15 protein-coding genes are annotated in these 18,332 nt (G+C 59.8%); 5 read left to right on the forward strand and 10 right to left on the reverse strand.

Features of this window, described 5'->3' with window-relative positions; genetic code table 11:
- Position 1: 1 nt before the first annotated feature.
- From xylB to ACMDB8_RS12930, 10 genes are all read right to left on the reverse strand, one after another.
- Positions 2-1,507 (reverse strand): xylulokinase, encoded by a 1,506-nt coding sequence (gene xylB, locus ACMDB8_RS12885; protein ID WP_409079038.1) that lies wholly within the window; start codon positions 1,505-1,507, stop codon positions 2-4.
- A 74-nt stretch (positions 1,508-1,581) separates the two neighbouring features.
- Entirely contained in the window at positions 1,582-3,054 is a 1,473-nt protein-coding gene (locus ACMDB8_RS12890; protein WP_409079037.1) for a mannitol dehydrogenase family protein, read from the reverse strand.
- A 16-nt stretch (positions 3,055-3,070) separates the two neighbouring features.
- The gene (locus ACMDB8_RS12895; protein WP_409079036.1) at positions 3,071-4,174 is read right to left on the reverse strand and encodes an ABC transporter ATP-binding protein; all 1,104 of its coding nucleotides are present in this window, start codon (positions 4,172-4,174) and stop codon (positions 3,071-3,073) included.
- 131 nt (positions 4,175-4,305) lie between these two features.
- Complete coding sequence (locus ACMDB8_RS12900; protein ID WP_056724684.1) at positions 4,306-5,136, reverse strand: carbohydrate ABC transporter permease; 831 nt, start codon at positions 5,134-5,136, stop codon at positions 4,306-4,308.
- An 8-nt stretch (positions 5,137-5,144) separates the two neighbouring features.
- Positions 5,145-6,044, reverse strand: coding sequence for a carbohydrate ABC transporter permease (locus ACMDB8_RS12905; RefSeq protein WP_223541245.1), 900 nt, complete (start codon positions 6,042-6,044; stop codon positions 5,145-5,147).
- 199 nt (positions 6,045-6,243) lie between these two features.
- The gene (locus ACMDB8_RS12910) at positions 6,244-7,554 is read right to left on the reverse strand and encodes an ABC transporter substrate-binding protein (protein ID WP_056724688.1); all 1,311 of its coding nucleotides are present in this window, start codon (positions 7,552-7,554) and stop codon (positions 6,244-6,246) included.
- 285 nt (positions 7,555-7,839) lie between these two features.
- On the reverse strand, positions 7,840-8,745 hold the full coding sequence (locus ACMDB8_RS12915) for an AraC family transcriptional regulator (protein ID WP_056724690.1): 906 nt from the start codon (positions 8,743-8,745) through the stop codon (positions 7,840-7,842).
- Positions 8,746-8,806: 61 nt separating this feature from the next.
- Positions 8,807-9,697 carry a phospholipase gene (locus ACMDB8_RS12920; RefSeq protein ID WP_409079035.1) on the reverse strand — a complete coding sequence of 297 codons (891 nt, stop codon included), beginning with the start codon at positions 9,695-9,697 and terminating at the stop codon, positions 8,807-8,809.
- A 106-nt stretch (positions 9,698-9,803) separates the two neighbouring features.
- On the reverse strand, positions 9,804-11,102 hold the full coding sequence (locus ACMDB8_RS12925) for a glycosyltransferase (RefSeq protein ID WP_056724694.1): 1,299 nt from the start codon (positions 11,100-11,102) through the stop codon (positions 9,804-9,806).
- A gap of 74 nt (positions 11,103-11,176) precedes the next feature.
- Positions 11,177-11,539, reverse strand: coding sequence for a response regulator (locus ACMDB8_RS12930; RefSeq protein WP_056724696.1), 363 nt, complete (start codon positions 11,537-11,539; stop codon positions 11,177-11,179).
- A gap of 246 nt (positions 11,540-11,785) precedes the next feature.
- On the opposite strand from ACMDB8_RS12930, the gene ACMDB8_RS12935 reads away from it, so the two are divergent.
- From ACMDB8_RS12935 to ACMDB8_RS12955, 5 genes are all read left to right on the forward strand, one after another.
- Positions 11,786-15,277 (forward strand): response regulator, encoded by a 3,492-nt coding sequence (locus ACMDB8_RS12935; protein WP_409079034.1) that lies wholly within the window; start codon positions 11,786-11,788, stop codon positions 15,275-15,277.
- Positions 15,277-16,110 (forward strand): CheR family methyltransferase, encoded by an 834-nt coding sequence (locus tag ACMDB8_RS12940; protein WP_409079033.1) that lies wholly within the window; start codon positions 15,277-15,279, stop codon positions 16,108-16,110. The genes ACMDB8_RS12935 and ACMDB8_RS12940 overlap by 1 nt, the downstream gene beginning before the upstream one ends.
- The gene (locus ACMDB8_RS12945) at positions 16,107-16,700 is read left to right on the forward strand and encodes a chemotaxis protein CheB (protein ID WP_056724704.1); all 594 of its coding nucleotides are present in this window, start codon (positions 16,107-16,109) and stop codon (positions 16,698-16,700) included. The genes ACMDB8_RS12940 and ACMDB8_RS12945 overlap by 4 nt, the downstream gene beginning before the upstream one ends.
- Positions 16,694-17,875 carry a hybrid sensor histidine kinase/response regulator gene (locus ACMDB8_RS12950; protein ID WP_409079032.1) on the forward strand — a complete coding sequence of 394 codons (1,182 nt, stop codon included), beginning with the start codon at positions 16,694-16,696 and terminating at the stop codon, positions 17,873-17,875. Before ACMDB8_RS12945 ends, ACMDB8_RS12950 begins: the two co-directional genes overlap by 7 nt.
- Positions 17,876-17,952: 77 nt before the next feature.
- Entirely contained in the window at positions 17,953-18,330 is a 378-nt protein-coding gene (locus tag ACMDB8_RS12955) for a response regulator (RefSeq protein WP_007970583.1), read from the forward strand.
- Positions 18,331-18,332: the final 2 nt, after the last annotated feature.

An 18,332-nucleotide genomic window follows, 5' to 3' on the forward strand; every position in this document is an offset into this window, starting at 1 on the left:
TTCACTCTTTAATTAGGGTTGCGACTTGCTGTCGATAGCGTTCATACGCCTGCTGGCAGGCTTGTACATTGTCGGCGACGGGCGGGGTTTCACTGGCCGGGTCGAGTTTTACGCAGCGCTTGCACCATTGCGCCAGGCTGTCTTCGCGACCGTTTGCCCGGGATACGCACCAAGCCGCCTGAATTGCCGCACCCAAGGCTGCGGCCTCGCTTTGTTCGGTGCAGATCACCGGCGTATTCATGGTGTCGGCGACAATTTGCCGCCAGACCGCACTTTTTGACCCGCCGCCAATCAGCCGAATGCTGCGGCTTTGTAAGCCATTGTGGCGCAGCAGGTCCAGTCCGTAACGCAAACCGAAGGTCGTGCCCTCGACCACCGCGCGACACAGGTTGGCCCGGGTCAGGTTGGTCATGGTCAGGCCCGACAGGCTGGCGCTGGCATGGGGCAGGGCAGGCACCCGCTCACCGTTGAAGAACGGCAGCATGCACACTCCGTCGGCACCGATCGGCGCCTGGGCAACCAGTTCGTTGAACTGATCGATGTCAAGGTCCAGCAGGTCACGAATCAGGCCGGTGGCATTGGTCAGGTTCATGGTGCAGATCAATGGCAACCAGCCGCCGCTTGAAGAGCAGAAGGTGGCGACCGCGGCATCTGCGGCAATGTTCGGCTGATCGGCATAGGCGTACACCGTGCCCGACGAGCCGAGGCTCATGGTGATTGCACCGGGCTGGATGTTGCCGGTGCCGATGGCCCCCATCATGTTGTCCCCACCACCGCTGGACACCAGTGCCTGGGGGTTGATGCCCAGGTGTTCGGCAATGCCTGGCAGAATGGTGCCGACCGCCTGGTGGGCATCGATCAATTCCGGCAACGCCGCTTGCAGGCGTCCGCTGGGGTCGATGTCACGCAACAATTGCACATCCCACTGGCGCCTACGCACATTGAAGTACCCGGTGCCCGAGGCATCGCCGTATTCGCTGCAACTGCGGCCGGTCAGCCAATGGTTGAGGTAATCGTGGGGCAGCAGGATGCGGGCGATCCGGGAGAACACCTCGGGATGCTGCTCTTTGGTCCATAACAGCTTGGATACGGTGTAGCCCGGCGCGATGACCACGCCGAGGCGTTCCAGAGAACCCTTTTCACCACCCAGGTGCGCGAGCAGTCGGTCATTCTCCGGGGTCGTTTCGGTGTCACACCAGAGTTTCGCCGGGCGCAGCACCTTGCCCTGATCGTCGAGCAGCACCAGGCCATGTTGCTGGCCGGACACGCCAATGCCGAGAATAGACTGGCCATCGACTTTGGCCGCGAGCAAGGCGCGGCGGGTGGCGGTGGCGAAGGCTTCCAGCCACTGGCCGGTGCCCTGTTCGCGACGGCCGTTGGGGCCGCTGATCATCGTGTGGGTGGCTGCGCCTTGGCCCAGCACCTCGCCGCTGACGGCGTCGAGGATGACCGCTTTGGTGCCCTGGGTGCCGCAGTCGATGCCGAGGAATAGTTGTTGGGTTGTCATGCAAGATCCTTGGATATCAGTAAGCCCTTATCGCGAGCCTGCTCGCGAAGACGGCAGTCGCTACACCACCGACCTCAAGCCAGCACCCGCTCCAACGTCCGCGAAACCCCAACCTCCCGCAAGCTGTTGCAACACCACTCAAAAGCCGCGACAAACTCCGGCGAGCGCGCAATGGCCGTACCAAAAATCTCCTCGACCGCCAGCAAACGCTGGGTAATCAACACATCATCGGCCACCAGCGCCTGGCAGAATGCCGCCCGTGGATCCGCAATCGCGTAGGTCTCGCCATGCTCATCCACGCCCTTGAGGTACAGCGCCCACGCCGCCACCACCAACGCCGCGCGCTTGGTCTCGCGGCCATCGGCGATCAAGCGGTTGATGGTCGGTACGGTGAATTTCGGAAACTTCGACGAGCCGTCCGAACACACCCGTTCAAGCTGGTCGGCAATCGCCTGATTGGAGAAGCGCGCCACCAGGGTGTTCTTGTACTCGGTCAGGTCGATTCCTGGCACCGCCGGCAGCTGTGGCGTCACGTCCAGATCCATGTAGGTGCGCATGTAGCGCACGAACAGCGGGTCGTTCATGGTCTCGTGGACGAAGCGGTAACCCTTGAGGAACCCCAGGTAGGTCAGCGCCAGATGACTGCCGTTGAGCAGCTTGATCTTCATTTCTTCGTAGGGCGTGACGTCGTCGGTGAATTGCACGCCGACCCTTTCCCAGGCCGGGCGACCGTTGACGAACCGGTCTTCCAGCACCCATTGCGCGAAGGGTTCGCAGACCACCGGCCAGGCATCGTCCACGCCATGCAGGTCCGCCAATTGCAGGCGATGAGGAGTGCTGGTCATCGGCGTGATGCGGTCGACCATGGCGTTGGGGAAACTGACGTTGGCGTCGATCCAGTCGCGCAACTGGCTGTCGTGCAAGGCGGCGAAGGCCAGCAGGGCCTTGCGGGTGACGGCGCCGTTGTGGGGCAGGTTATCGCAGGACATCAGGGTGAAGGCCGCTGTGCCAGTGGCGCGGCGCCTGGCCAGTGCGGCACAGAGGAAACCGAACACGGTTTTCGGTGCATCCGGGTGCGCCAGGTCATGCTGGATCTGCGGCAAGTGCGCCATGAACTCGCCGCTGCTGTCGTCGATGCAGTAACCGCCTTCGGTAATGGTCAGCGAGACGATGCGAATCTCGGGGCAGGCCAGTTTGTCGATCACCGCCTGGGCACCGTCCTCGGCCAGCAGCATGTCGCGGATGGCGCCGATTACCCGCACTTCGGTGTCGTCGCTATCGCCGAGTTCGAACAGGGTGAACAGGTAGTCCTGGTCCTTGAGATCGTCACGGGCTCGGCGGTCTTCAGCGCGCAGGCCGACACCGCAGATGGCCCAGTCCAGGCCTTCGCCGGTATTCATCAGGGCGTCGGTGTAGTACGCCTGATGGGCACGGTGGAAACCGCCGACGCCGATGTGCGCGATGCCTTGGCGGGTCTCGCCCAGGGCGTATGCGGGCAGGGCCACTTCAGGGGCGAGGCGGCTGAGGTTTTGTTTGTTCAGTTTCATCGCAGGCTCTCTGAAATCAGGCAGCAACGCGCAACGGACGGGTCAACGCCACGCCGTCGACATCGAATAAATGGCAGTGTTGCGCATCCAGATGCAGGCTCAGGGTTTCACCGTAGCGGCTGGCCAGATCGCCGCGAACACGCAGGGTCAGGGCTTCGCCGGATGCTGTGCGGACGTGGCAGAAGGTGTCGCTGCCCAGGCGTTCACTGACATCGGCGGTGACCTGCAAGGTGCAGTCGCCGGGTTTGGCCAGTTCCAGATGCTCCGGGCGAATGCCCAGTGTCACTGCACTCCCGACGCTCAGGTGCCTGCCGCTCAAGGGCAGGCTGATGCGGGTCCCGGCGTCCAGTTGCACTTCACAGCCCTTATTGTCGACGCGGGTGACCTTGCCTTTGAGGAAGCCCATTTTCGGCGTGCCCAGGAAACCGGCGACGAACAGGTTGGCCGGCTGGTGATAGAGGTCCAGTGGCGAGCCGACTTGCTCGATCTTGCCGCCATTGAGTACGACCACTTTGTCGGCCATGGTCATGGCTTCGACCTGATCGTGAGTCACGTAGATCATCGTGGCTTGCAGTTCCTTGTGCAGGCGCAACAGTTCCAGGCGCATCTGCACCCGTAGGGCGGCATCGAGGTTGGACAACGGTTCGTCGAACAGGAAGATTTTCGGGTTGCGCACGATGGCCCGGCCAATCGCCACGCGCTGGCGCTGGCCACCGGACAGTTGCTTGGGCTTGCGCTCCAGCATCGGCCCCAGTTCGAGGATGCGCGCCGCTTCACCAACCTTTTTCTCCACTTCGGTTTTCGCCACGCCGGCCAGGTCGAGGGCGAACGACATGTTCTTGCGCACGCTCATGTGCGGGTACAGGGCGTAGGTCTGGAACACCATCGCCAGGTCGCGCTTGGCCGGGCTGACTTCGGTGATGTCGCGGCCGTCGAGTTCGATGGTGCCGCCGCTGACTTCCTCCAGCCCGGCGATAAGCCGCAGCAGTGTGGATTTGCCGCAGCCCGAGGGGCCGACGAAGACCACGAACTCCTTGTCGTTCACTTCAAGGTCGATACCCTTGATGATGGAAAAGCCTTCGAAGCCTTTTTGCAGATTCTTGATTTTCAGGTTGGCCATGATGATGGGCCTCCGTTTGTTGTTTTTTTAGATCAAAAGATCGCAGCCTTCGGCAGCTCCTACACAGAGCCCCCAAGCACCGCGCCCCCCCCTGTAGGAGCTGCCGCAGGCTGCGATCTTTTGCTTTTGATTCATTTCACGGCGCCGAACGACAGGCCGCGCACCAGTTGTTTCTGGCTGATCCAGCCGAAGATCAGGATCGGCGCACAGGCCAGGGTCGACACCGCTGACAACTTGGCCCAGAACAACCCTTCGGGGCTGGAGTAGGACGCGATCAATGCAGTGAGCGGCGCGGCTTTCGACGAGGTCAGGTTCAGCGACCAGAAGGCCTCGTTCCAGCACAGGATCAGCGACAGCAGTACCGTGGATGCCAGGCCGCCCTTGGCGATGGGCAGCAACACGCGGAGCATCTCCTGGGCCAGCGTTGCGCCGTCCAGTCGTGCGGCTTCGAGGATGTCCCTGGGGATGTCCTTGAAGTAGGTGTAAATCATCCAGACCACGATCGGCAGGTTGATCAGCGTGTAGATCACGATCAGCGCGATCCGCGTGTCGAGCAGGCCGAAACTCTTGGCCAGCAGATAGATCGGCATCAGCACGCCCACTGGAGGCAGCATCTTGGTCGAGAGCATCCACAGCAGCGTGCCCCTGGTGCGCCGGGTTTCATAGAACGCCATGGAGTAGGCCGCCGGCACCGCGATCAGCAGGCACAGGGCGGTGGCGCTGAAGGAAATCACCACCGAGTTCCAGGCGAAACTGAAATAGTCGCTGCGCTCGTTGATGTGCAGGTAGTTCTCCAGCGTCGGCATGAAGATGAACTGCGGCGGCGTGGCGAAGGCATCGATTTCGGTCTTGAAACTGGTCAGCACCATCCAGAAGATCGGGAAGAAAATCACGATGGCGATGGCCCAGGCCAATGTACCGAGCAGCAGGCTTTGCAAACGACGGGATTGTTGAAGAGTCATGGCAGGCCTCAGGCTTTGTCGGTCAGGTTTTTGCCGATCATCCGCACCAGGATGATCGCGGCGATGTTGGCGATGACCACGGCGATCAGGCCGCCCGCCGAGGCCATGCCGACATCGAACTGCACCAGCGCCTGGTTGTAGATCAGGTAGGCGAGGTTGGTCGAGGCGTAGCCGGGGCCGCCGTTGGTGGTGGTGAAGATTTCGGCGAACACCGAGAGCAGGAAGATGGTTTCGATCATCACCACCACCGCAATCGGCCGCGCCAGGTGCGGCAGGGTCAGGTGCCAGAAAATCGCGATGGGCCCGGCACCGTCCAGGCGCGCGGCTTCTTTCTGTTCCTGGTCGAGGGACTGCATGGCGGTCATCAGGATCAGGATCGCGAAGGGCAGCCATTGCCACGAGACAATGATGATGATCGACAGCAGCGGGTAGTGCGCCAGCCAGTCCACCGGTTGCGCGCCGAACAGCTTCCAGACGTAGGCGAGAATCCCCGATACCGGATGGAAGATCAGGTTCTTCCAGATCAGTGCGCCTACCGTGGGCATGATGAAGAACGGCGAGATCAACATCACCCGCACGATGCCGCGACCGAAAAACTCACTGGCCTCCAGCAATGCACTGATCAGCACGCCGAGCACCACACTGATCAGCAGCACGCTGCCCACCAGCAACAGGGTGTTGGTGGCGCCGGGCAGGAAGCCCGAGTCGGTGAGGAAGTAGGTGAAGTTTTCCAGGCCGACGAACTCGTTTTCGCCGGGATTGAGCAAGTTGTAGCGAATCGTCGAGAAGTAGACGGTCATACCCAGCGGTACGATCATCCACAACAGCAGCAAGGCCACCGAAGGGCTGACCAGGAACCAGCCGGGATTGACCACACGGCTTTTGTGCTGCGGCTGGGCAATGTCCATGTGAGCTTTTGCAGTTGATGTATTCATGGCGTTAAACCGATTGGGTACACATATATGTTCAGGACAGAAATCATTCCTGGCATCGACGCGGTCCCTGTGGGAGCGGGCTTGCCCGCGATGGCGATTGAGCAGCCAACATCTATGTTGAATGTGACTGCCTCATCGCGGGCAAGCCCGCTCCCACAGGGAAGGGGACTGCTTACTTGGGATAACCCGCGCGCTTCATTTCGCGTTCAGTGGTTTGCTGGGCCGCCGCCAACGCCTGGTCGACCGTGGTCTGGCCGATCAGCGCCGCCGAGAAGGATTTGCCGACCTGGGTACCAATGCCCTGGAACTCGGGAATGGTCACCAACTGGATGCCGATGTAAGGCACGGGCCTGGCGCCCGGCTTGCCCGGGTCCGCGGCCTTGAGCGATTCCAGCGTCACCTTGGCGAATGGCGCGGCGTTCATGTACGCCTCGCTGTAGGTCGAGGCGCGGGTGCCCGGCGGCACGTTGGCGATGCCGTCTTTTTCCGCGACCAGTGCGCCGTATTCTTTGGATGTGGCCCAGGCGCTGAAGGTTTTCGCCGCGTCCTTGGCCTTGGAACTGGTCGGAATGGCCAGCGCCCATGAGTACAACCACGCCGAGCCCTTGTCAGTGACCTGATGCGGCGCATAGGTGAAGCCGACGTGATCGGTGACCTTGCTCTGGGACTTGTCGGTGACGAACGATCCGGCGACGCTGGCATCGACCCAGATCGCGCATTTGCCGCTGTTGAACAACGCGAGGTTTTCATTGAAACCGTTGCTCGACGCCCCCGGCGGGCCGGATTTCTTCATGGTGTCGACATAGAAGTTCAGCGCGTTTTTCCATTCGGGACCGTTGAATTCCGGCTGCCACTTTTCATCGAACCAGCGCGCGCCATAGGCGTTGGCCACGGTGCTGATCAGCGCCATGTTCTCGCCCCAGCCAGCCTTGCCCCGCAGGCATATGCCGTACTGTTCCTGCCCGGGTTTGTTCAGTTTGGCGGCGAATTCACCAATCTGCTCCCAGGTCGGGCGCTCGGGCATGGTCAGGCCGGCATCCTTGAACAGGTCGGTGCGGTAGTAGGTGATCGAGCTTTCGGCGTAGAACGGCAGGGCGTACAGCGTGCCTTTGACCGACAGGCCTTCGCGCACCGATGGGAACACATCGTCGAGGGCATAGCTGGCCGGCAAATCCTTCATCGGCTCCAGCCAGCCCTTGGCGCCCCAGAGTGCGGCTTCGTACATGCCAATGGTCAGCACATCGAACTGTCCGCCCTGGGTGGCGATGTCGGTAGTCAGGCGCTGGCGCAGGACGTTTTCTTCGAGGACCACCCAATTGAGCTTGATGTCCGGATGCTCGGCCTCGAAGGTTTTCGAGAGTTTTTGCATGCGGATCATGTCGCTGTTGTTGACGGTGGCGATGGTCAGGGTCTGTGCGCCAAGGCTGACGCTGCTCAGGGTCATGCAGGTGAGGGCAAGCAGGGCTTTTACCGAAGGTTGCATCGTGCACTCCTTTTCTGCACCCGGCGGGAAACAGAAGGACAGTTATTGTTTTTGTGTCTTCCTGCGCAGGGAAGAATCTGTGCTGATTACATCCTTCAATGGCAGGCGAGACAAATCATCCATCGCACTTTGATCGATACTTTTTTGCACTGAGGTTTTACGGGGTAGACGCAGGGAAGGGCTTTTCAGCGAAGGAGGGGTATTGAATCCGTACAGGTTTGAGGGGGTAACGCTGTACCTGTGGGAGCGAGCAAGCCCGCTCCCACAGGGATTTGAGGTGTGACTTCAGCCCAGGTTTTGCTCGGTCAACCGCTGCACCACCAAGCGCCGGTAGTGAGAAGGCGTCATGCCCTTGAGTTGCTGGAAGCGCCGGTTGAAGTTGGAAATATTGTTGAAGCCCGATTCGAAGCAGACATCGGTCACCGGCTTGTTGCCATCGGCCAGCAACTCGCAGGACTTGCTGATGCGCAGGCGATTGACGAACTCGATGAAATTGCGCCCGGTGGCCTGCTTGAATACCCGGCTGAAATACGTCGGTTTCATGCCCAGGTGCTCGGCGACTTCCTCCAGCGTCAAGTCCCGGGCGTAATGGGCGAAGATGTAATCCACCGCGCGGTTGGTGCGATCGATGTTGTGTTCGTCGGCCAGTTGCGGGGTCGTGGCGCCAGAGAGCAATTGGTAGTCGTCGGTGGCCGCGAGCAACTCCAGCAGAATGAAAAAATTCCCGAGACGGGTCACACCGGTCGTGTCGGCGATGCGCTGCATCAGATCCATCGCCTTGGCGATGGTGTGCTTGCAGCGAAACTCGATGCCGTACTGCGCACGCTCCAGCAGCGGTGCCAGGGCCTTGAGTTCGGCGAACACCTGATAGCCGCTGTCGAACAACTCGTCGGTGAAGTTGACCAGCATGTCGCGTTTTGGCACCACTTCATCCTCGGCCACCTGACTGATCCAGTTGTGGGGCAGGTTGGGGCCGGTCAGGAACAGGGTTTGCGGATAGAAGTTGCCGATGTAGTCGCCGATGAACACCTTGCCGGAACTGGCGACGATCAGGTGCAGCTCGTATTCCTTGTGGAAATGCCAGCGCACCAACGGGCAGGGGAAACCGTGCTGGCGATAGATGATGGACAAGCCGTTGTGGTCGTCCATCAACTCGTAGGAAGGATCGGTGACTCTGGCGGTGCGGGTCATGTCAGGGCGCTTTTGTAGTTATCCCGCCCGGATCATGCCTCTTGACGCAGGGCCAGCGCTACTACCGCCGGTGCGTCTGTTCATGCAAGGCACGGCCGTAAACCGCTTTCATGCTGGTGGCACTCCAGCAATAACGGACGATGTCGGACTCGTCGAAAAAGTCGGTGCTGATGATGCTGCAACGCGTCACCCAGTTTCCCGTGGTGTTGAACCAGTCGTTGATTTGCCGCTTGATATTCCCGGGCCCACCGAGCAGCGAGTAGGTGGTCGCGGACAGTAACCAGAGGAAAGTTTCGTAAGGCGCATCTTCCAGGGTCTGCGCGATGTAGCGTTGCAGTTCGGCTGGGGCGGAGAACCTGTTGTCGCGCCATTTGTGCGGGATGCGTGGCCAGAAGTATTCGCCATCGAGTTCTGGCCCGGCGGGTGCCGCCATGATCACCCGGCGATGCTGGCTGACGCTTTTCAGTTCTCCCACTGTTTTGAGTCCGTCGCCGGGTAGGACGGCTCGCAGCCCGAGGCGACGCACGAGCCAGTCATTGAGCCGTTGATGATCGAAAGGTTTATTGCCATCGGCCAGTTGATGGAAGTCCAGCACGATGAATTCGTCCGGGTTGCGATCGAGGAACAGCAACACCGCGTCGATCAGGTCGTCCAGGACGCGATGCGAGCGATAGCCGTTGTGATGAAAGTGGAAGCCCGATCGAGCCGCTCCGGCCCTGTAGCCCAGACGGATGTCGAAGGCGCGGGCGCCGTTGGCCAGTTGCCAGGAAAACGTGTCGTTCTGACAGGCGGTCCAGTTGCCGGTCACGACGTCGTAGTTCGGCGCTTTCTTGTCCATGCCGGCGTTATGCACGCCAGGCCAGACGATATCGGTGAGTTTGAGTTGATCGATCTCGAGGGTGTTGCTCATCCAGGTTTGCTTGTCGAGCAAACCACGCGTGTTGCGGGTCATGGCCATTCCTTGTGCGAAACACCCCCGTCCATGGGGTGTGAAGCGCTCAGGTTAACCGGTCGGGCACAGCAACGGCGGTAACTATGTATTGCACAAGAAAAGTGGGCTACTCCTGATTCAGCCGGTTCTTCGCCTCAATCCATTGCGCCATGTATTGAGTGCTCTTGTGCTGGTGATGACGCAACATGCTGCCGGTAAAGTTATCTCGTCGTATGTTTGCCAGATCCCGCTGGCAATCGACCAGCCGCTGGATCAACGCCGGGCCATGAACGGATTTGCGGTAGCGGCCGGCCAGCAGGGTTTGCCCGTGCGCCTGGGCGTCAAGCCAGCGCGTCTTGTCGTTGTGCAGTTGCACGGCATGATCGGCGAACTCCCGTGCCGAACGGGTCACTGCGCCTGGCCATGCCTCTTCGCCATGCATCGCCTCGGCACCCACTGGCGTCGTCACATTCGGTGTGCCACAGAGCATCGCATCGACAATCTTGCCCTTGATTCCCGCGCCAAAACGCAGAGGCGCCATGCAGACCCGCGCCGACGACATGACTTGCAGAGCGTCTTCTGCCCAGTTCATCACATGAAAACCTTGGGCCGGGTTATGCAGGGCTGTCGCCTTGGGTGGTGTGTAGGCACCGTAGATATGCAATTGAGCGCCGGGTATCTGCTCGCGAATCAGCGGCCAAATAGCGGTTTTCAACCAGAGCACGGCATCCCAGTTGGGCGCGTGGCGAAAGTTACCGATATGAAGAAAGTGTGCCCGGTCTTCAAAGGGTACCGGCGCACGGGTCGGAACATCGACCATCAACGGGCACCAGTGCAACAGGTTGCGCGCAAACCTGAACTGCTCGACCAGCAATTCGATTTCCACTTCGGAAACCATCAGCGTCAAATCACAACGATAGAACGAGGCGATCTCGCGCTTCGCCATATCGGTATCGGCCATGTGTTCGAACTCTTCACGCGACGCGGGGGCGAACAGATCGCTGAAGTCGTTGTTGTCGTCACTGGCCTTCAAACGCTCCTTGAGGCGTTGATGCCGGCCCTGCCTGAGGCTTTGCAGGTCGCAGCTTTCGAGTACGCGCAAGGCATCGGGGCAATGCTTCTCGACTCGCCAGCCGAACTGTTCCTCCATCATGAATTGATCGAACAGCACGATGTCCGGCGCCAGTTCGCTGATGAAAGCATCGAAACTGCTGTTGTTCAGTTCGATGGGGACTTCACGGATACCCAACGCAGTAAGGTCTGCGCGTTGCTCGCCGAAGCCTGCCGGGCTGCTGAACGTGATGTCCCAGCCTTGTTCCAGGAAAACCTCGAGAATCTGCATGACATGCCCACTGGCCGCCGAAGAACGGGGCTCGGGCCAGACGTAACCAATGACCAGGACTTTGGTTGCGCGGGACTCAATCATGTACGGGCGTTCCTTGAAGCGAAGACAGGGCGGGGATGAAAAAGGCGCGCATTAAACCACAGCGCAGCCCAGGGTCACCCGAGAATGCTTTTGACCTTGTCGCGCAACTGATCAATGGAGAAGGGTTTGCCGATCACGTGCATGTCGACAGGGACTTCGATGCTTTCGGCATAGCCGCTGGCAAACAGGATGGGCAGGTTGGGACGTAACGTGCGGGCAAGGGTGGCCAGTTCACGTCCGTCCATGACCGGCAGGCCAACATCCGTCATCATCAGGTCAATGTGTAGGTTCACATCCTTGAGGGTCTCCAGCGCCTGTTCGCTGCCATCGGCTTCCAGCACCTTGAACTCCAGTTCCTCCAGTACATCGACGATCAGCATGCGCACGATGGCATCGTCTTCGACGACGAGGATGGTGGAGGCGTTGGCGGATGACATGGTCGAATTCCCGAAAAAGATTGGTATTGCCGGTCGCAGGAGATCACCGGCCTCTTGCATGAGTAAGTGGTGGATCCCGACAAGTTCCCAGCACGTTGGAAAAAGCTTTCACGGCGCGGGAAAGGCAAGGATAGCGCGGACACAGCGTAATTAGGACCTTGCGCGCAAACATGTCAGATAATTGGATCGATGTGCCAGTTTTGGGGCAAACTCCTTGCATCCTGACAGTTCGACAAGGCCTGCCCCATGACCTCAGCGTCCTCGGTTGATGAGCAACGATTTCGTAAACTCCTGAGCCGTAACATCAGCCTGCCGTTGGGGCTGGGTTTCATCAGCGCCGTGTTCTTCGTCTCGCTGATCAGCTATTTGTTGTCGACGATCCAGTGGGTGGAGCACACCGACCGGGTGATCAATAACGCCAATGAAGCGGTCAAGCTGACCGTGGATCTGGAAACCGGGATGCGCGGTTTCCTGCTCAGTGGCGATGAACATTTCCTCGACCCCTACGAAACCGCCAAGCCGCGCATCGCCGTGGCGCTCAACACCTTGCTCGAACTGACTGACGACAACCCGGTGCAGACCGACCGCTTGTTGCGGTTGCAGGCCTTGCAGCAGGAGTGGGCGAGCTACGCACAATCGATGATCGATTTGCAGCGCAGCAGCGGCGATTATCGCGCCGTGGTCAAGGCCGGACGCGGCAAACGCCTGACCGATGAAATTCGCAAGCAGTTCGAGGCGGTGATCGACACCGAGCAACAGTTGCGCGCATCGCGCAATGATGAAGTGCGGCGCACCACGATTATGAGCATCAGCCTCTACCTGTTGCTCATAGCCGGGGTCAGCGGGTTGCTGGCGTATGTCGGGCGTCGCGACTTGATGACCCTGTCGCAGAACTACAGCGTCAACCTTGCCGGCCAACAGGCCAGCGCCCATCGTCTGGAGCAACAGGCCTGGCTGCGCAACGGCCAGACCGAACTGGCCGAGCAGGTATTGGGGCAATTGAGCCTGGCCATGCTCGGTCGCAACATCCTGCAATTCTGTGCGCAGTACCTGGGCAGCGCCGTGGCGGCCATTTATGTGCGCGAAGACCACGATGGCCTCAAGCGCATCGCCACCTACGGGTTTTCCCGTGAACAGGAAGAGCGTGAACAGCAGATCTACAGCGACGAAGGTATTGTCGGCCAGGTGGCGCAACAGGCACGGCTGATTCGCCTGGACGAGGTGCCGGGGGATTATTTCAAGGTCTGCTCCGGCCTCGGTGACGGCTTGCCCCGCAGTGTGCTGGTGGTGCCCACCAGCGACGACGAGCGGGTCAATGGCGTGATCGAGTTGGGCTTCCTGCGTCCACTGACCGACCGTGACGTTGAATTGCTTGAGTTGATAGCCGGCAACATCGGCACCTCGATCGAGGCGGCACGCTATCGCCAGCGTTTGCAGGAGGTGTTGGCCCAAACCCAGCAACTCAACGAAGAATTGCAGGTTCAGCAGGAAGAACTCAAGACCGCCAACGAAGAACTCGAGGAGCAGTCGCGGATTCTCAAGGAGTCCCAGGCACACCTGGAAACCCAGCAGGTGGAGCTGGAGCAGACCAACGAACAACTCGCCGAGCAGGCAGAAATACTGGCCGAACAACGCGACGCCATGGACCTGAAGAATACCGAACTCAATCAGGCCCAGATCCAGCTCGAAGAGCGCGCGGTAGAACTGCAGCGATCGAGCAAATACAAGTCCGAATTCCTCGCCAACATGTCCCACGAGTTGCGCACGCCGCTCAACAGCTCGTTGATCCTGGCCAAGCTGCTGGCGGAAAATCCGGAAGAAAACCTCACCGCCGAGCAAGTGAAGTTCGCCGAGTCGATCTACTGCGCCGGCAATGACTTGCTCCACCTGATCAACGACATTCTGGATATCTCCAAAGTCGAGGCCGGCAAGCTGGAGATCCATCCGGAGAACACCAGCGTGGCGCGTCTGGTGGATGGCCTGCGCGGCCTGTTCCAGCCATTGGCCACGGACAAGCAGCTGGATTTCCAGGTGGATATTCAGGACGGCGCACCGCTGATGCTATTCACCGACCGCCAGCGCCTGGAGCAAGTGCTCAAGAACCTGTTGTCCAACGCCGTGAAATTCACGGAAAGCGGCAGCGTCAGCCTGTCCGTCGCCTCGGCGCCGAACGACGGCATCGCGTTCAGCATCGGCGATTCCGGGATCGGCATCGAGGTGGATCATCACGAAAGCATCTTCGAAGCGTTCCGTCAGGCCGATGGCACCACCAACCGGCGCTACGGTGGCACGGGGCTGGGTTTGTCGATCTCCCGAGACCTGGCGGCCTTGCTCGGCGGCTCCATCAGCGTGACCAGCACGCCGGGGCAGGGCAGTGTATTTACCCTGGTCTTGCCGCGGCAGTACGTGGAACCGGGCGAAGTGCCTGTCGAACCGATGCGAGCCGCTCCAGTGGTGGCGGCGTCGAGTGTGCCGACGCCCACGTTGTCGCCACGGGTGGCCGAAGTCGACATTCCGCGTTTCGATGACGATCGCAACAAGGGTCCGTTCACCACCCGCTGCATTCTGGTGGTGGAGGATGAGCCGAACTTTGCCCACATCCTCTACGATCTGGCCCATGAACTGGGTTATCAATGCCTGGTGGCCCATGGTGCCGATGAAGGCTACGAGCTGGCCAAGGCGTTCATCCCCGATGCGATCCTGCTGGATATGCGCCTGCCGGATCATTCCGGCCTGACCGTGCTGCAACGTTTGAAGGAGCACGCCGAAACCCGACACATTCCGGTGCATGTGATTTCAGTCGAAGACCGGGTCGAGGCGGCGATGCACATGGGTGCCATTGGCTATGCGGTCAAACCGACCAGCCGCGAGGAACTCAAAGAGGTGTTTGCACGCCTCGAGGCCAAGCTGACCCAGAAGGTCAAGCGCGTGCTGCTGGTCGAGGACGATGACTTGCAGCGCGATAGCATTGCCCGCCTGATCGGCGACGATGACATCGAGATCGCCGCCGTTGGCCTGGCGCAGGAGGCGCTGGACCTGCTGCGCACGTCGGTCTTCGATTGCATGATCATCGACCTCAAGTTGCCGGACATGCTCGGCAATGACCTGCTCAAGCGCATGTCCACCGAAGACATCTGCTCCTTTCCACCGGTCATCGTCTATACCGGGCGCAACCTGACCCGGGATGAAGAAGCCGAACTGCGCAAGTATTCGCGTTCGATCATCATCAAGGGCGCACGCTCGCCAGAGCGGTTGCTGGATGAGGTGACGCTTTTTCTGCACAAAGTCGAATCACGGTTGTCCCATGATCGACAGAAGATGCTCAAGGTCGCCCGCAGCCGCGACAAGGTCTTTGAAGGCCGCAAGGTGCTGCTGGTGGATGACGATGTGCGCAACATTTTCGCCCTCACCAGTGCGCTGGAGCATAAGGGCGCAGTCGTGGTCATTGGCCGCAATGGCCGCGAAGCGATAGAACGACTCAATGAGGTGCAAGACATCGATCTAGTGTTGATGGACGTGATGATGCCGGAAATGGATGGTTTTGAAGCCACCGTTGAAATCCGCAAGGACCCGCGCTGGCGCAAGCTGCCGATCATCGCGGTGACGGCCAAGGCCATGAAGGACGATCAGGAGCGCTGCCTGCAGGCCGGCGCCAACGATTACCTGGCCAAGCCCATTGACCTCGATCGCCTGTTTTCGCTGATCCGTGTGTGGTTACCGAAGATGGAACGGATCTAGTGGAGCGCAATTTCCCAGTGGAGCGAAACAGCGAAATCGAACTGCGGTTGTTGATCGAGGCGATCTATCTCAAGTACAGCTACGATTTTCGCGATTACTCCGGCGCTTCGATCAAGCGCCGGGTCAACCATGCGTTGAGCCAGTTGGAGTGCAACACCATCTCGGCATTGCAGGATAAGGTCCTGCACGATCCCGCCGCGTTCATGCAACTGCTGCAATGGCTGACCATTCCGGTGAGCGAGATGTTTCGCGACCCCTCGCACTTCCTGGCCATCCGCAAGGAAGTGGTGCCGTTGCTGCGAACCTATCCCTCGATCAAGGTCTGGATCGCTGGATGCAGCACCGGAGAAGAGGTGTATTCAATGGCCATTCTGCTGCGCGAAGAAGGCCTGCTGGACCGCACGATCATCTATGCAACCGATATCAATCCGCGCTCGCTGGAAAAGGCCAAGCAAGGGATTTTCTCGATGGAGAACGTCCGCGCCTACACTGCTAATTACCAGCAGGCCGGTGGCCAGAGTTCGTTTGCCGACTACTATACGGCGGCCTATGGGTACGCGATTTTCGACAAGACACTGCGCGAGAACGTGACCTTCGCCGATCACAGCCTGGCGACGGACAGCGTATTCTCGGAAACTCAATTAATTTCATGCCGTAACGTATTGATTTATTTTAATAAAAAACTTCAGGATCGGGCATTCGGACTGTTTCATGAGTCCCTCTGTCATCGCGGTTTTTTGGTGCTGGGCAGTAAGGAAACCCCGGATTTCTCAGCCTTCGGCGATCAGTTCGAGCCGTTGGTCAAACAAGAACGGATTTATCGAAAAACATGAACAGTGCAAGGAAATTACCGGCGATCGAAGCGATCGTGATCGGTGCCTCCGCCGGTGGCGTCGAGGCGCTGTTGAGCATCCTCGGCCCGCTGCGCGAAGGCTTCGCACTGCCGATCATTGTCGTGCTGCACATGCCGGACGAGCGCCGCAGCCAGCTGGCGGACGTGTTTTCCCGCCGGGTTGCCCTGCCGGTGCGGGAGGCCTGCGACAAGACCCCGGTCGAGGCCGGCACGCTGTATTTCGCCGCGCCCGGTTATCACCTGTCAGTGGAGCGGGACCGCAGCTTTTCGCTGAGCCTGGAGCCTCGGTTGCATCATTCGCGACCCGCCATCGATTACCTGTTCGAATCGGCCGCCGATGCGTACGGCGCCCATCTGGCTGCAGTGTTGCTTACCGGCGCCAACCGCGATGGCGCGCGCGGCCTGGCTCAGGTCAAGCAGCGCGGTGGCATGACCATCGTGCAGGACCCGCAGGAGGCTCAGGTTGCCACCATGCCCCAGGCCGCGCTGGACATGCACCAGCCGGACCACATACTTCCTGTACGCGGCATCGGCCGTTTGCTTGTCGAGCTGGAACGAATCGCATGTTGAGTAATATCCAGGCCAAACTGCTGATCGTGGACGATCTGCCGGAGAATCTGCTGGCGCTCGAAGCGCTGATCAAGCGTGAAGACCGCATCGTGTACAAGGCGCTGTCCGCCGACGAAGCCTTGTCCCTGCTGTTGGAACACGAGTTCGCCTTGGCCATCCTCGATGTGCAGATGCCCGGCATGAATGGCTTCGAGCTGGCCGAGTTGATGCGCGGCACGGAAAAGACCAGGAACATCCCGATCGTTTTTGTCAGCGCCGCCGGGCGTGAACTGAACTATGCATTCAAGGGCTATGAAAGCGGAGCCGTGGACTTCCTGCACAAGCCGCTGGACGTCCAGGCGGTCAAGAGCAAGGTCAATGTGTTCGTCGACCTGTATCGCCAGAGCAAGGCGATGAAGGAACAAGTGCTGGCCCTTGAGCAAAGCCGCCGCGAACAGGAAGCGCTGCTCGAGCAACTGCAAAACACCCAGCTGGAACTGGAGCAGGCGGTGCGCATGCGCGATGACTTCATGTCCATCGTCGCCCATGAAGTGCGAACGCCGCTCAACGGTCTGATCCTTGAGACCCAGCTGCGCAAGATGCACCTGGCCCGGGACAACGCCGCCGCCTTCACCCTGGACAAGATGCATGCCATGGTCGACCGCGACGAGCGGCAGATCAAAAGCCTCATTCGCTTGATCGAAGACATGCTCGATGTCTCGCGCATCCGTACCGGCAAGTTGTCGATCCGGCCCAAGCGCGTTGATCTTTCGACGCTGGTTCGCGACGTGCTGCACAACTTCTCCCAGCAGATCGACGCCGCAGAGGCTTCGGTTTCGCTCGATGCCGTGCAACCGGTGATCGGAAACTGGGATGAGTTTCGTATTGAACAGGTCATTTCCAACCTGTTGACCAACGCCTTGCGCTACGGGGCCAAGAGCCCGATCGCGGTGAAGGTCTACAGTGAGGGTGGCCAGGCACTGGTGGATGTTCAGGATCAAGGGATCGGCATCAGCGAGGAAAACCAGAAGCGGATCTTCCAGCAGTTCGAGCGGGTATCGGCCAGGCACGCCGTCGCCGGACTGGGTCTGGGATTGTTTATTTCTGAGCAGATTGTGGCCGCCCATGGCGGTACTATTACCGTCCAGAGCAGGATTGGCGAAGGCGCCTTGTTTCGCGTTTGTCTGCCGCTGTAGGAAAACAGCCAGGTAAACGCAACCTCTGATCGACACCACGGTCGTATCAGCAGCAATTGACCGAACAAAGGCTTCCCATGAGCGAAGATGCACAAGATGTAGTACTCGTCGTCGAGGACGATCCCTCGATTCTGATGGTGCTGTCCGCTTATCTGTCGGGCGAGGGTTACCGCGTGTTGCAGGCCGAAAACGGCGAGCAGGCTTTCGAGATCCTGGCGAGCAAACCGCACCTGGACATGATGATCACCGACTTCCGCCTGCCCGGGGGAATCTCCGGCGTGCAGATCGCCGAGCCCGCCGTGAAGCTGCGACCGGAGCTCAAGGTGATTTTCATCAGTGGCTATGCCCAGGAAATCCGTGAGACCGACAGCCCGATCACCCGCAAGGCGCCGATCCTCGACAAACCCTTCGATCTGGATAAATTGCAGGAACTGATGCAGGACATGCTTTCCTGAGC

This window comes from Pseudomonas monachiensis (assembly GCF_047345015.1).
Taxonomy (GTDB): domain Bacteria; phylum Pseudomonadota; class Gammaproteobacteria; order Pseudomonadales; family Pseudomonadaceae; genus Aquipseudomonas; species Aquipseudomonas monachiensis.

Coding starts and splice junctions, on each gene's coding strand:
- xylB (WP_409079038.1), bottom strand. CDS start 1,507: ATGACAACCCAACAACTATTCCTCGGCATCGACTGCGGCACCCAGGGC.
- ACMDB8_RS12890 (WP_409079037.1), bottom strand. CDS start 3,054: ATGAAACTGAACAAACAAAACCTCAGCCGCCTCGCCCCTGAAGTGGCC.
- ACMDB8_RS12895 (WP_409079036.1), bottom strand. CDS start 4,174: ATGGCCAACCTGAAAATCAAGAATCTGCAAAAAGGCTTCGAAGGCTTT.
- ACMDB8_RS12900 (WP_056724684.1), bottom strand. CDS start 5,136: ATGACTCTTCAACAATCCCGTCGTTTGCAAAGCCTGCTGCTCGGTACA.
- ACMDB8_RS12905 (WP_223541245.1), bottom strand. CDS start 6,044: ATGGACATTGCCCAGCCGCAGCACAAAAGCCGTGTGGTCAATCCCGGC.
- ACMDB8_RS12910 (WP_056724688.1), bottom strand. CDS start 7,554: ATGCAACCTTCGGTAAAAGCCCTGCTTGCCCTCACCTGCATGACCCTG.
- ACMDB8_RS12915 (WP_056724690.1), bottom strand. CDS start 8,745: ATGACCCGCACCGCCAGAGTCACCGATCCTTCCTACGAGTTGATGGAC.
- ACMDB8_RS12920 (WP_409079035.1), bottom strand. CDS start 9,697: ATGACCCGCAACACGCGTGGTTTGCTCGACAAGCAAACCTGGATGAGC.
- ACMDB8_RS12925 (WP_056724694.1), bottom strand. CDS start 11,102: ATGATTGAGTCCCGCGCAACCAAAGTCCTGGTCATTGGTTACGTCTGG.
- ACMDB8_RS12930 (WP_056724696.1), bottom strand. CDS start 11,539: ATGTCATCCGCCAACGCCTCCACCATCCTCGTCGTCGAAGACGATGCC.
- ACMDB8_RS12935 (WP_409079034.1), top strand. CDS start 11,786: ATGACCTCAGCGTCCTCGGTTGATGAGCAACGATTTCGTAAACTCCTG.
- ACMDB8_RS12945 (WP_056724704.1), top strand. CDS start 16,107: ATGAACAGTGCAAGGAAATTACCGGCGATCGAAGCGATCGTGATCGGT.
- ACMDB8_RS12950 (WP_409079032.1), top strand. CDS start 16,694: ATGTTGAGTAATATCCAGGCCAAACTGCTGATCGTGGACGATCTGCCG.
- ACMDB8_RS12955 (WP_007970583.1), top strand. CDS start 17,953: ATGAGCGAAGATGCACAAGATGTAGTACTCGTCGTCGAGGACGATCCC.